The organism is Pseudomaricurvus alkylphenolicus (assembly GCF_011683955.1).
Lineage (GTDB): Bacteria > Pseudomonadota > Gammaproteobacteria > Pseudomonadales > Cellvibrionaceae > Pseudomaricurvus > Pseudomaricurvus alkylphenolicus.
The window spans coordinates 31562-44669 of sequence record NZ_JAAQPI010000007.1 but is presented as its reverse complement, the minus strand read 5'-3'; the positions used below and the strand labels follow the sequence as shown (position 1 = coordinate 44669).

Genomic DNA, 13108 nt, shown 5'->3' with positions numbered 1-13108 from the left:
CCTTTGGTATTTAAAGTGTCGGTCGACGTTGGTGCCAAGTGGTGGCTTGTTGGTAATGGTGAGCAGCGCGAAGAATGGTGGCTTCTTGCTGATGGCGGCCAATGAGTTGCAAACTCAGTGGCAGTTCATCCGCGAATCCGCAGGGCAGACTTAAGGTTGGGTGGCCGGTGAAGTTGTAGGGGGCACAAAAGTGCAGCAACGGGGCTATGGTCTCCGGCGGTGCCACCATGTCCGGCGGGAAGGCTGCGGCGGGTGGAGCAGGCATGGCCATGGAGGGGCAGGCGATGATGTCCGCCCTGCCAAAGGCGACGTTGAGGCTTTGCCAGGCGCTGTTCAGTGCCGGTAGCGCCTGACTGATATCCTGGGCGCTGTAGCGGTGGCCCCATTCAAGTAGCGCACGAAAGGTTGGACCGTAATCCTGCGCACGCGCAGGATAATAGTCGCGATGTGTTGCAGCGGCTTGTGTTGCCGTCACCGGGTACCAGTAGTGACAAATGTCGATTACACCGCTTAAATCGACGTTCACTCTCTCTGCGCCCAGGTGTACCAGTTGGTCCACGGCGGCAAACACGGCGGCACTGACCCGTGGGTCCACGTTGTGTGTGCAATAGTGTTCATCCACACCGATCCGCAGACCTTTGATCTCGCGGTCGATCTCTTGGAAGTAGTCTGGCACCGGTGCATCAAGGCTGCTTGGATCTTTCTCATCACCGCTGACGATCGCTTGCAATATCAATGCGGCGTCTTTGACGCTGCGGGTCATGGGCCCAACATGGTCGAGGCTTTCGGCCAGCGGAAAAGCGCCGTGACGGCTGACGCGACCGTAAGTGGGTTTTAAGCCAACCACGCCACAACTGGCGGCGGGAAATCGAATCGAGCCGCCGGTGTCTGTGCCCAAGGCGCCAAAGCAAAGGGATGCTGCCGTGGCCACCGCGGAACCGCTGGATGACAGCCCCGACCAATGCTCGGGATTCCAGGGGTTGATCGGTGGCTCCACGCTAGGGTGGTATCCCCCCTGGGCAAACTCGGTCATGCTCAGTTTACCGAGATTGATGGCACCGGCTTCGTGCAAACGGCGCACGGCGGTGGCGTCTTGGTCGGGGACGTTGCCACGAAGGATTGTCGAGGCGCAGGCAGTTTCCACATTCTCCACATTGAACAGATCTTTTACCGCCAGGGGAATGCCGTGCAATGCACTGCGGTAGTTACCCGAAAGAATTTCTCTCTCCGCGCTTTTCGCCTGCTGCAAAGCCTTTTCCTGAGTGACCGTGACATAGCTGTGAAGTCGGTCGTCATAATGTGCGATGCGTTCAAGCATGGCTTGGGTCAGTTCAATAGGAGAAATATCCTTGTTGGCCAGTAGTGGTGCAATGTCTCCAATGGTGGACTGGCAGAGTGAATCCAGACTCATGGGCGGATCTCCTGATAGAGTGAGATTCCCACTGTGCCCGAATGGAAGGATGGAGGCACCGAACTAAAGATGGGTTTGCCAGGGGCTAGCAAAAAAACGAAAGCTTCAAGTCTGACCCTTCCCTGCACGGAGTATGAGGGTATATCCGCTTCACCGGTATCGATAGCGAGAAAACGAAACCCCATTGAGGCCTTATGGCCGGTGCCATATTGAAAACACGCAAGAGAAAGTTACATCATGTTCCCACAACTTGTGTCAGACATTGCGGAGCTTTTCATGTTCAAGTGCTTTCCCTTTCCCTTTCCGTTCGCCTGCAACCAACAAGGCTATACTCTAACCATACTCGTTAGCTGGAGTCGCCCATGATGGGATCGATGATCATTGAATGTCTGCACTGGCTGACTCTCGCTGTGGGTACGTTCTTTGCGTATATCTATTTTCGGGATCTGGGCGATGTCACCCAGGCACTGATGCATGTCGAACGCAAAAACATGATGCGGGCGATACGACAGGAACCACGCCTGATTACGGCTGCTCTTGGAGGCACCGGGGTGGCCGCACTGTTGCACGTCTGGTCGGATGCGGGGGTGGATTGGGTGTTTTACAGTTTAGCCTGCGCCAATGTCGTCATGGTGGGTTTTGTCTGGGGTTGGCTGCACATTGGTCTTCGCAATCAGCAGGATCACGCCACTTTTTACTCCATTGAGGAGGCCGACCACTGGGTGAGACCCGAAGAGAGCGTGATTGTGATTGATCATCAGGGCGAAGCCCGGGCGCATCCGGACTATCATATCAAACGCCCGCATTTGGCCGGTACTCCCGAAGGGCTGGCCGGGGAAAATGTGATTATGACCTATTGCTGCATGACCCATCTTGGTCACGCCTACAAACCGGAGATTGACCATAAAAAGCTGGATCTCGAAGTCCTGGCCCAGCACGGCAACAACTTGATCATGAAGGACATGACCACCGGCGAACCGATCCAGCAGGTCTACGGCACGCGCGAATGTGACGGCCGCTACTCGGATAAGAAGATGCAGGAGTGGCCGACCTATCGCATGACCTATCGCGGTTTTAAGCGGGCATTTCCCGAGGGTAAGGTGTTTCTCAACAAGATTCCCCAATTCACCAGAAATCCGTTTCTGTGGCTGGTGGACAATATCGTCGAGCAGGTGTTTCTGTGGGGTACTATTCCCCACGACCGCACCGAAAAGCTGTTGTTTAATACCATGGATGTCGAGGACTCCCGTCTGCGCCGCAAAGAATACGTGTGGGGATTTAATGTGGGCCGCGACTGCGTTGCCTATACCGAGAGTTTTATCCGCGACAATGGCAACCTGATTAATACCGAGGTTGGTGGGCGCGATATTGTGGTGGCCTACGATGCGCAGATGGAGAGTATTGGTGTCTACTACAACACCAGCGGCCAAGCCGCGTCCAGTATTGATTTCTGGGGCAATCTCAACGGAGATGAAAATCCTCAAAACCGTTTGCCAAGGGTTGAGACGGTTAAGGCGGGGCTCTATTGGTGCGTGTGGGTGAATTATTTTTCAGACACAGACCTTAACAGAGTGGGTGCTAGTGCCGCCGATTCAATGTCTCCGACGGCGTCTCGCCAAAGTGCTTCTTGTACAGCTGGGTGAAGTGACTGGGGTTGGTAAAACCCCAGGCAAATGCCACATCGGCGACATTGGTTCCCGTGCGGTGGGGAACGGACAATTCTTCACGAACCCGTTTTAATCGCTCCATTTTGATAAACGACATGGGGCCCAGTCCATAGCGACGGGAAAAATCGGATTGCAACTTGCGGGCGCTGACCCCGGTCACTTTAACCAGATCACTGATGGCGATGTCCTGTCGCAAATTCGCCATCACATATTCCACGGCCAATTTCAACTTGTTGTCGACCTGCCCGGGAAGTTGAGGTTCCTCTTCCAGGTTGGTGTACATCAGTGCCGTCAACAGCATTTCATTCATGGCTCTACCACTGATGCCGCGACTGAGCAGAGACTGCTCATCTTCCATCTCTGTTGCCATGGATCGCAGTAAATTGGCGATACTTAACCCGGTACCTTGTTGCATATCGAGCATGGTGGGCAATTGGATGCGAGCCAGACCATCCGTGCCTTGATGTTGTTGTGCAAATTCCTGGATCACATCAGGACGAATCCGTACCAGTACCACGCTGCAATCTTTCCAGTATAAGTCCACGGGGTCACCGGGTGACAACAGTAGAGCGGAATGCTGCGCCCTGGCATCTTGTTGGCTGTGATTGGCCAGGATACCGCCGGATTGGGGGGCCAGGAGGAAGTAGTTCTCGGCAGGGCTGGTAAAGCGTTCGTGAATGTCGCCACTAAAGCAGGCGCCGCCGACATCCAGACAAGGCAGACGCACCAGTGAACCCCGCACCTGCCCCGGGCCTTTTGCTTTGTAGTGGCGCGGCTCAAATATTCGCGCAACTGCAGACTCCACCTCGGACAACTCCGTAGACGACAGGTATTCATAGCTGTCGAATGGGTATGTCTGGGGCGGTTGAGCCGTTTTAGGCAGGTGAGGGCTGTCCATGGTGGTTGTTGTTTGCTTCGAATAGCCGGTGCAGGTTTCAGTGTATCAGAATCTGCGCTGACAGCACGGCCTCATTCAAATGATAGCCCATGGGTATCTGCCTTTAGATCAATGCCTTCGAAGCATTGCAATTCTTAATGCTCAATGGAAATAAGCAGTTGGGGCATTTGCGCAAACTCGATAGCGACTGCGCGCAAACTCGATACCGTCAGATGCTTTTCCTGGATTACCTTAGACACATCCCCGGCGAGATCCGGCAAACCCCGGCAATGAGAGGAAAGCGTCATGGTTGTTCCACATTTGCTTACCACCGGTCATTTTGAGCAAGGCCCATTGCAAGAGATTGAAAGACGACTCTGTCGGCAGATCTCGGAATCTTTGACCCACGGCACTAAGGTGGTCAGTCTGAGGGCGCCAGCCGGGTACGGGAAAACCACACTGGCGCGTCAGAGCCAGCGCCTTTTGGAACAACAGGGCGTTGATTGTCGTTATCTGAGCTTGACTGCGCAACATAACAAGCGTGCAGCATTTGTCGATTTGTTGCAGCGCAATTCCTGTCGTCTGGAAACTTGCCGCCAGAACTTCACTCGCTTTCGCAACTTGATTATTGATCAGTTGGACTGCCGTCAGGATACCCTGGTGATTGTTCTCGATGGCTTGGAGCATATTCTCAGTCGGGAGATCCAGGAGTTTATCAGTCGCATGATCTTTTCGTCGTCGGCAGCCGTTACCTTTATGTTGCTGTCGCGAACTGAACTGCCTCTGCCCCTGAGTGAGTTGCGAATGCAGGGACGTTTATTGGAACCGACTCTGCAGCAGTTGTCTCTGTCAGATTCTGAAGTGGGCGAGTTGGGCGCCCGAATCCTGGGTTATAAGCTGGATTCGACGTTGATTGATGGCATTCAGAAAAAGACCATGGGTTGGAGTGCCGGCGTGACAGCTGCGCTGCAGGCCCTGCAACAAGCACAGGAACCGAAGTCTTCGCTGCAACAATTCAGCGGGCGCGACAGGGGGCTTGTCAGCTATTTCCGCGAGAACGTGTTTTCCCGTCTGGGGACTGAACTGCAACAATTCCTGCTCACATTTTGCGAAAATCCCCTGATCTCCCTGGCCCAGATCGACAAGATACGCAGCGATGGCGTTCGAATGATGGAGGCCATTGAGTCTCAGGGGGTGTTAACAACAGAAATCGCCCGTGATCGTTCGTATTGTCATTTACTGCCACTGTTTCAAGAGTTTCTGAATCTGGAGGCTCAATACCGCCGTACCAGTGAAACGACGGTTAGTGATCACGACAAGCCCAATCGCGTGATTTATGCGGATTTCGATTCCCATCATCGCCAGCAGGCCACCCAAGCGGAATCCTGGCCCATGGTGGAATCCCTGACCAACCGTGAGCAGCAATTGTTACAGCTGATTTCCGACGGCGATACCAATCGGGAGATTGCTGAAAAACTGTTTATCTCAGAGCAAACCGTCAAGTGGCACCTGAATAAGGTCTACGCAAAACTGGGTGTGAAGAATCGCACCACTGCCGTTGCCAAGGCTCGTTCTTGCTGCGCTATCTAAACGAAGGAGAATCCTATGACACCACAGGCATTGGTCGAATTGGTGACCAGCTTTTATCACCTCTTTGAGTCCGGCAATGCTGAGGCTGCCGCCGATCTGCTTTCCGAAGACATCGAGTGGCATAACCCTATGCCCGAGCAGATTCCCTTTGGTGGAGAATACCGGGGGAGGGCTGCCGTCATCGCATATTGGACAGAGTTGATGGCGGCACTGGAAATGGGCCCTATGGAGGTCGATCAAATGGTGGCTCAGGACGATACGGTTGTTGTTGTCGGGCGAGAGTCCAGTACCGCTCGTTCCACTGGCAAGGAGTATCAGATCCATTGGGTGCATCTCTACAAAATCACCGACGGCAAAATTGTCTATGTGCGGGAATACAACCACACTGCCGCCATGTTGCAGGCGTTTGTCTAGTGGGAGCACGTGATGCAAGTTCAATCCATTAAACAATTGGACCCCTGGCGCGACCCCAAAGCTGATTTATGGCGAGGCGTAGAGGTTGAATCGGTGCCGCTGATGGCCACCCCGCTGCCTATGCAGCCCACGGAATATATCCGAGAAAAGTGGAAGGAAAAGCCTTACGGCCAAACCCCTTCTGTGGACGTTCAGGTGGTGCGCGACGAACGCGAAATCGCCTTTCACCTAAGCTGGTTTAGCGGCAGTAAACACGGCAAAGACGCGGCGGCCATCGCGTTACCGGTTAAGGGAAATCCGATCCTGGTGATGATGGGATCGCGTACAGACCCCATTCACTTTCTGCACTGGCGCAACGATGGCAAACCGGTCCGCTCCACTTTTTCGGAGGGCATCGGCAGTACCCGCCCGGGTGCCGAGGTATTGCCGGGTGCTGAAGCTCACTGGAGCGATGGGCGCTGGCGTTTGGTGATCACACGTGCTCTGGGGCGAGACGCGGAGGTTGCGCCCTTGATTCCCGGCCAACCCACCAAAGTGGGGTTTGCCATCTGGAACGGAGCCAACGACGAGCGCGCCGGCCTCAAAGCGTTTTCAATCGACTGGAAAGAATTGCATCTGTAATACCCCGGGATAAAGACTATGAGCGTTAATCAACGTCAAGTGGCCATGGTGATGGATCTGAACAAGTGCATCGGTTGTCAGACCTGCACCGTTGCCTGCAAGACTCTTTGGACTCGCAATGAAGGCCAGGAGCACATGTTGTTCAATACGGTTAACACTGCACCGGGTGCAGGAACCCCGCGCAATTTTGAACAAATGGGTGGTGGATTTCGCAACGGTAAGGCGCAATCCGGCCAGCTGCCGACTATGGCGGACTGGGGAGAAAAATTCGAGTTAAACTTTGATGAGGTATTCTACGGCGGCGAATCAGACATGCCACTAAACGCCAAAACCGGCGAACCCGATTGGAGCGCCAATTGGGATGAAGATGTGGGCGCGGGAGAATACCCCAACAGCTATTACTTCTATTTGCCCCGCATCTGCAACCACTGTACCCATCCCGCCTGCATGGCGGCCTGCCCTCGCAAGGCCATTGAAAAACGCGAAGAAGACGGCGTGGTATTGATTAATGAAGACCGCTGTCGCGGTTATCAATTCTGCGCCGAGGCCTGTCCCTACAAAAAAATCTATTTCAACGAACAAAAGGGAGTCTCGCAAAAATGCATTTTCTGTTTTCCTCGCCTGGACGAAGGGGTTGCCAACGCTTGTGCACGCCAGTGCCCGGGGCGGGTGCGCTTTGTTGGCTACCTGGACGATGAAGAGGGGCCAATCCACAAGTTGGTGTACAAATACAAGGTGGCACTGCCTCTGCATCCTGAATACGAAACGGGCCCCAATGTGTTTTATGTACCGCCGCTGTCACCGGAAATGATTGACGACCAAGGCAATCCAACAGGGCAGGATCGAATACCTCTATCGTATCTGGAATCGTTGTTTGGCGATGGGGTTAAGGAGGCACTGGACTTACTCAAATCCGAGCGGGCCATAACCCAGACGGGTGGCGAGTCGGAACTGATGGATCTGCTGATTTCCCGCAAGTGGCAGGATCTGTTCGGCCCCTTCAGCAAACACCCCAGAGACGCCGAGCGATTGCGTATCACTGACGCGGCAGACCCCATCAAGATGTTTGATCCTCAACTGGCGACGACCGCCGTAGAAGAAGAGACACAGATTGTACGCTTGATCGATCCCGCTAATTCCTAACAACCTTAAAGAGTATCGAAACGAGGTTAACGACAATGACGGCGGAGATAAAACGTCGCGGTTTTCTAAAAATGCTGGGTATGGCCAGCGGCACCCTGGCGGCCCCGAGCTTTACCACTCAAGCCGCCAGCAGTTTGACCAGCCTGGCTGACAAACGCGCACCTGCCTATCAAAGCTATAAAGATCTCTGGCGGGAGCAATGGCGTTGGGACAAGGTCGTACGGGGTACGCATCTGATCAATTGCTGGTACCAGGCGGCCTGTTCCTGGGATGTGTACGTGCGCGATGGGCTGGTGTACCGGGAAGAGCAGGCGGCGGAATACCCTCAAACCAACGCCGACGTACCCGATTTTAATCCCCGAGGCTGTCAAAAGGGTTGCTCGTTTTCCCAGAGAATCTACGACCCCACCCGTATTCGTTACCCGCTGAAGCGGGTGGGAGAGCGGGGCTCGAATCAATGGCAGCGGGTCAGCTGGGATGAGGCCCTGGATGATATCGCCGAAAAATATCTCGATACCCTATTGGAGGACGGCTCCGACTGCGTGATCTGGGATCAGGGTCCTGGCGTGGATATGGGCACTACCTCGGCCGGGTTTATGCGTCTTGCCAATTTCACTCGCGCGATTATTCTCGATATGGTGTCTGAAACCGGAGACAGCCACCGGGGAGCGGCGGAAACTATCGGCACCTGTGGTGGCGAGCGCTCGGCGGACGACTTTTTCTATTCCGACCTGATTCTGATCTGGGGCTCCAACCCGGTCTACACCCAAATCCCAAACGCCCACTTTTTTACAGAAGCCCGATACAACGGCACCAAGATCATTACTATTGCCCCGGACTACAACGCTTCGGCCACTAAGTCGGATCTGTGGGTGCCTATAAAACCCACCACGGATGGAGCGCTGGCGATGGGTATTTGCCAACAGTTGGTGCAAAGCGGCCGAATCGACAAAAATTTTCTGCGAGAACAAACCGACATGCCGCTACTGGTACGTACAGATAGTGGAGACTTCCTCAAGGAGTCAGATGTTATCGCAGGTGGGCGCGATCATCGTTTTTACTTTATGGATGATAAGACCGATAAACTGACTCTTGCGCCGTTTGAAACATTAAAGCTCGACGGCTTCATTCCCCGCCTGGACGCCGATACCGAGGTTGTGCTGCACACGGGGGAGAAAGTGCGTGTACAGTCGGTATTCCAGCAGCTCAAACGTTCACTGCGGGAATATTCTCTGGACAAGGTTTCGAAAATCACGGGTGTCTCCGAAGGCATGATTCGCCGTCTTACCGACGAGATTGCAAACAGTAAGGCGCTTTCCAATGTAACCTCGAGTACCCTGACCAAGATGTACCACGGCAACCTGATTGAGCGCGCCCAGATGTTGGTTTGGGCCTTGCGGGGGCAATACGGTCACAAGGGCAGCGGATTTTCCGCGTTCCCGTTTATTCTCGGTGACGGTCTGGAGCCTTTTACCGCAACCCCTGATTTGGCCAGCTTAAAGGAGCTGCACCATAAAATGCACTCGATTTTTGTTGAGCGCATGAAGCAGGGCGACCTGGCAGAGCAGATCAGTTATGACATAGGCGCCTCGGCGTTCTACCCCAATTCAGGTCTGCCGTTTCATACCTCCGGTGCACTTTTTTGGATGGTCCATGGCGGCATGACGGATCTGTCCAAAAAAGATTGGGACCCCTATCTGCAAAAAGATGCAGACCAATACCTGACGGAGGCCTTGGACAAAGGTTGGCAGCCTCTCTATCCCCCAAAGGAAAAAACGCCTCGACTGCTGTTTAGCATTTCCACCAATACGGTGCGCCGGCTACGTGGTTCCAAGCATATTGTGAAAAAGATGTGGCCGCACCTGATGCATGTGGTGATGGATTTCCGCATGAACAGCACCACGCGCTACGCCGACTATGTACTGCCGTCGGCTGCCTGGTATGAGCGCACCAGCAGCCGTTGGTCTACCCAGTTAACGCCTTTTTATACCTTAACCACCAAAGCCACCGAGCCCTTGGGGGAATCCAAACCCGACTGGGAAATCTGCGCGCTGATTGCCGAACGGATTCAACAGAAGGCCAGACAAAGAGGGCTGACACGGATCACCAACGACTACGGAGAAGATATTCATCTGGACAAAGTCTACGATCTGTTCAGCATGGGCGGCATGTTTGGTCCCAAGGATGATGAAAAAGTGGCCCAGGCTCTTTACGAACTGTCGTCGAATGTGGAACAGATGCCTTGGGAGGAACTCAAGCAAAAGGGTTTTGCCCGCTACACGGGTTATGGCAACGCCGCTTTTACCGCGGGTAATATGACCGATATCGAACCTGGGGAAACCATTACACAATTCACTCATCACACTCGCGACAAGGTTCCCTGGGCGACCCAGACCCGACGCATGCAGTTTTATCTGGATCACCCTATTTATAAAGAAATGCAAGAGCAGCTGCCGTGCCATAAAGACGCGCCCAATGTGGGAGGCAAGTTCCCGCTGGTGATGAGCAGCGGCCACGCCCGCGAGAGCATCCATTCCACCTGGCGGGATAATCCGCTGATGTTGCAACTGACTCGCGGGCAACCGTTCCTCTGTATCGGCACCGAAGATGCCAAACTCCGGGGCATAGAAGATGGTGATTGGCTGCGGGTATACAACGATGTCGGGGGCTACGAGGTGCGGGCCAAACTGGCGCCATCGACCCGTCCGGGGCAGGTGATTATTTACCATGCCTGGGAGGACCACCAGTTCCGCAAGGGCAGTATGCGCGATGTGACGCCTTCGCCGCTGAACCCTGTGGAGCTGGCCGGCGACCATCCTCACTTGAAGATCGCATTTGGCTGGGGGCAGATCGGTTTTTTCGATCGGGACACGCTGGTCGAAGTCGAACGCCTGCCCACCAAGGCCCAATAACTATAATGAACGGACGGACCAAAACATGCCCCAAGCAACACTCAAATCCGGCTCGCTACCTTTGAGCCCGGTTCAACGCTCCTCCCTTTACCAGCGATTTGCGGCGCTGTTTCGGGTGCCCGATTGCGGCAGCGAGGCCATGCAGGCGTATATGGAGGCTTTCGACCCGGCGGTTTACCAGCAGGCCAGCGCGCTCTATGAGTCGGCCTATACTTCCAAAACACAAGACCTGATTTATGAGGAACTGACCCGATTTTACGATTTTTTCGGATTGCAGCGGGCCGCCGATGCCGAATTGCCGGATCACCTGAGTGTGGAGCTGGATTTTATGCACTACCTGACCTATCTGGAGCAGCAGTGCCTTGTGCGTAACGAAAACCCGTCAGACATCAGACGGGCGCAGCGGGATTTTCTCAGTCACCACCTGTGGCCGTTGTGCGATGGCCTGTATCAGGGCTTTCACAGCCGGGACGAGCAGGCGCGTGAACAGATCGCCAATCTGTTTGATTTTGTCGCGCAGGAGTTGCAACAGCTCAACACCAGCCCCGCACAACTGTCTGCTTCGTTTCTTACTCACACAGCCCTCTCATAAATCAGAATTTGACAAAGGAGCCATGAATGCCAAGTCTAAAACCCGTTATGCAGCTGCTAACGCTGACGCTGGTGGTGCTGATAACCACCAGCACTGAGGCCAGGTCGGTGCAATACGACGCGGAATTCAAAAAACTTCGCCAACAGCATCAGGCACGTTGGCGTGAGCAGGATAAACAACTGGATCGCCTGTTGGCGGCGATGAAGAAAGAACATGGAAAACCCCCGAATATCATCCATATTCTGTGGGACGACAACAGTTTGGGGGAAGTGGGTGTACCACTGATGAACAAAGTGTTGGGCTTTGACACACCCAATATCAATCAGATGGCCGCCGAGGGCATGAGTTTTACCCGCATGTACACTGAACCTTCGTGTACCCCAACCCGCACTGCGGCCTTGACCGGTCGGCTGGCGGTTCGCGCCGGCATGACCAAAGTGGGGTTCCCGCCCGACGGCATGGGATTGCACAAGGACGAGGTCACTATTGCCGAGGTGCTGTCCAAGGCGGGCTATCACACCGGATTTATTGGTAAGGGGCACCAGGGGGATATCGAACAAAGTTACCTCAACCATCAGGGCTTCGACTACGCCAATTTTTCCATGTACAACCAGTTTCCCTATATGACCTGGCAGGTGCCGGCGGCGGCTGCCGGTATGGTGCAGGGACTGTTTCCATTCCAACAGGATAAACGCTACACACTGGATCAGCGCTTTCGCCCGCTGGGGTATCTCAATCAGCTGGAAGGCCGCAAGGGCGAAAAGCCCGAGGTCTATCTGGGCATGAGTGGCAAGGACTACAAACAGATTCTGCGCGATCACCAGGCTAAAACGCTGGCCTATATTCGCGAGCACGCCGATGGCGACAAGCCCTTTTACCTGGCCTACTGGCCTCACGTCTATGACTTTGCCCGTAAACCCAGCGAATATACCACCAGTGCCAGTACTCCTTACGCCCAGAGTATTGTCGACCTCGATCGCCAGGTTGGGGAAATTCTGGCGCAGTTAAGGCAGGTCGGTATCGCCGAGAATACTCTGGTCATCGCCATGGCGGACAATGGTCCCATGCACGAGCTGGCACCCCTGGGTCCTCACGAAGCGGTGTTTCGCGGTGGCAAGGGCGATTATCTGGAAGGCGGCATCCGTGTGCCCGCATTCGCCTGGTGGCCCGGAACTATTGCGCCGGGACAAGTAGTGGGAGACATGATTTCTGTGCACGACCTGTTCACCACCTTCGCGCGCCTGGGAGAGGCGCAAAAGCGAGTGCCCACCGATAGAGTCATCGACGGCATAGACCAGACGGCGTTGCTGTTGTTGGGCGATGGCGAGTCCCGTCGGGATTATTACCATGTGTATACCGGCCCCGTATTGGCGGCCAGCATCAAACAGCAATTCAAGCGGGTGTGGGTGGGAGAGCGACCTGGGCTGGTCGGCGAAAACTTTTACGACCTATATAAGGATGTGCGTGAAGAGCATGGAGACATGCCTCCCTATCTGTGGGCATGGGCAGCGTTTGACCATATGAAAACCCGCCATCTGGAACAGATGCAGCAATACCCCAATCGCCAGCCTACTCTGGGCAAACCTTACACCGGCATCAGGGATCTGCCCCTGGAAGCCGAAAGGCTTTCTGAGACCGTTCCGCACTGATTGGAATATCTGTGCCCGAAGCCATCCGTGCGGATGTCTTCGGGTTGCAGGATTTGTTATCTATGCTCCCTTGAGGCGGTTTACGCCGCTATATGCCCCAGGTTCATAAAACACTTGTGGGATATTTCTGCAGTATCAAGGACGCCTTTTATAAAGGGACCTTAACCCCTGGGAATCCCATACCATCACCATTATCGTGACAGCTTGTCTGGCAACGGTGGCTGCTCATTGA

General features: G+C 54.5%; 11 protein-coding genes. 8 read left to right on the top strand and 3 right to left on the bottom strand.

Annotated elements, in window-relative coordinates; translation table 11 throughout:
* Positions 1 to 10 precede the first annotated feature (10 nt).
* Complete coding sequence (locus HBA55_RS18040; protein ID WP_166994308.1) at positions 11 to 1411, bottom strand: amidase; 1401 nt, start codon at positions 1409 to 1411, stop codon at positions 11 to 13.
* 362 nt (positions 1412 to 1773) lie between these two features.
* Between HBA55_RS18040 and HBA55_RS18035 the strand changes: the two genes are divergently transcribed.
* Positions 1774 to 3054: a DUF3179 domain-containing (seleno)protein gene (locus HBA55_RS18035; protein ID WP_206019865.1), complete on the top strand. Its 1281-nt coding sequence runs from the start codon at positions 1774 to 1776 to the stop codon at positions 3052 to 3054.
* On the opposite strand, the gene HBA55_RS18030 is transcribed toward HBA55_RS18035, so the two are convergent.
* Together HBA55_RS18030 and HBA55_RS18025 are read right to left on the bottom strand one after the other, a co-directional pair.
* Entirely contained in the window at positions 2990 to 3976 is a 987-nt protein-coding gene (locus tag HBA55_RS18030) for an AraC family transcriptional regulator (RefSeq protein ID WP_166994306.1), read from the bottom strand. The genes HBA55_RS18035 and HBA55_RS18030 overlap by 65 nt on opposite strands.
* Positions 3977 to 4110: 134 nt before the next feature.
* Complete coding sequence (locus HBA55_RS18025) at positions 4111 to 4263, bottom strand: hypothetical protein (RefSeq protein ID WP_166994304.1); 153 nt, start codon at positions 4261 to 4263, stop codon at positions 4111 to 4113.
* On the opposite strand from HBA55_RS18025, the gene HBA55_RS18020 reads away from it, so the two are divergent.
* Genes HBA55_RS18020 through HBA55_RS17990 form a run of 7 tightly spaced genes read left to right on the top strand, consistent with a single transcriptional unit; the run spans position 4262 to position 12876 of the window.
* A complete protein-coding gene (locus tag HBA55_RS18020) occupies positions 4262 to 5545 on the top strand; it encodes a LuxR family transcriptional regulator (RefSeq protein ID WP_206019864.1) in 1284 nt (427 codons plus the stop codon). The genes HBA55_RS18025 and HBA55_RS18020 overlap by 2 nt on opposite strands.
* Before the next feature lie 15 nt (positions 5546 to 5560).
* On the top strand, positions 5561 to 5959 hold the full coding sequence (locus tag HBA55_RS18015) for a nuclear transport factor 2 family protein (RefSeq protein ID WP_166994302.1): 399 nt from the start codon (positions 5561 to 5563) through the stop codon (positions 5957 to 5959).
* A 12-nt stretch (positions 5960 to 5971) separates the two neighbouring features.
* Complete coding sequence (locus HBA55_RS18010; protein ID WP_166994300.1) at positions 5972 to 6580, top strand: ethylbenzene dehydrogenase-related protein; 609 nt, start codon at positions 5972 to 5974, stop codon at positions 6578 to 6580.
* 18 nt (positions 6581 to 6598) lie between these two features.
* Complete coding sequence (locus HBA55_RS18005) at positions 6599 to 7723, top strand: 4Fe-4S dicluster domain-containing protein (RefSeq protein WP_166994298.1); 1125 nt, start codon at positions 6599 to 6601, stop codon at positions 7721 to 7723.
* A 35-nt stretch (positions 7724 to 7758) separates the two neighbouring features.
* Entirely contained in the window at positions 7759 to 10635 is a 2877-nt protein-coding gene (locus tag HBA55_RS18000) for a molybdopterin-dependent oxidoreductase (RefSeq protein ID WP_166994296.1), read from the top strand.
* A 25-nt stretch (positions 10636 to 10660) separates the two neighbouring features.
* Positions 10661 to 11227 (top strand): molecular chaperone TorD family protein, encoded by a 567-nt coding sequence (locus HBA55_RS17995; protein ID WP_166994293.1) that lies wholly within the window; start codon positions 10661 to 10663, stop codon positions 11225 to 11227.
* Positions 11228 to 11253: 26 nt separating this feature from the next.
* Positions 11254 to 12876 carry a sulfatase-like hydrolase/transferase gene (locus HBA55_RS17990; RefSeq protein ID WP_206019863.1) on the top strand — a complete coding sequence of 541 codons (1623 nt, stop codon included), beginning with the start codon at positions 11254 to 11256 and terminating at the stop codon, positions 12874 to 12876.
* Positions 12877 to 13108 lie beyond the last annotated feature (232 nt).

Excerpts from the sequence above, each read along its gene's own strand:
- HBA55_RS18040 (WP_166994308.1), bottom strand. The coding sequence starts at position 1,411 with ATGAGTCTGGATTCACTCTGCCAGTCCACCATTGGAGACATTGCACCA.
- HBA55_RS18035 (WP_206019865.1), top strand. The coding sequence starts at position 1,774 with ATGATGGGATCGATGATCATTGAATGTCTGCACTGGCTGACTCTCGCT.
- HBA55_RS18030 (WP_166994306.1), bottom strand. The coding sequence starts at position 3,976 with ATGGACAGCCCTCACCTGCCTAAAACGGCTCAACCGCCCCAGACATAC.
- HBA55_RS18020 (WP_206019864.1), top strand. The coding sequence starts at position 4,262 with ATGGTTGTTCCACATTTGCTTACCACCGGTCATTTTGAGCAAGGCCCA.
- HBA55_RS18025 (WP_166994304.1), bottom strand. The coding sequence starts at position 4,263 with ATGACGCTTTCCTCTCATTGCCGGGGTTTGCCGGATCTCGCCGGGGAT.
- HBA55_RS18015 (WP_166994302.1), top strand. The coding sequence starts at position 5,561 with ATGACACCACAGGCATTGGTCGAATTGGTGACCAGCTTTTATCACCTC.
- HBA55_RS18010 (WP_166994300.1), top strand. The coding sequence starts at position 5,972 with ATGCAAGTTCAATCCATTAAACAATTGGACCCCTGGCGCGACCCCAAA.
- HBA55_RS18005 (WP_166994298.1), top strand. The coding sequence starts at position 6,599 with ATGAGCGTTAATCAACGTCAAGTGGCCATGGTGATGGATCTGAACAAG.
- HBA55_RS18000 (WP_166994296.1), top strand. The coding sequence starts at position 7,759 with ATGACGGCGGAGATAAAACGTCGCGGTTTTCTAAAAATGCTGGGTATG.
- HBA55_RS17995 (WP_166994293.1), top strand. The coding sequence starts at position 10,661 with ATGCCCCAAGCAACACTCAAATCCGGCTCGCTACCTTTGAGCCCGGTT.
- HBA55_RS17990 (WP_206019863.1), top strand. The coding sequence starts at position 11,254 with ATGCCAAGTCTAAAACCCGTTATGCAGCTGCTAACGCTGACGCTGGTG.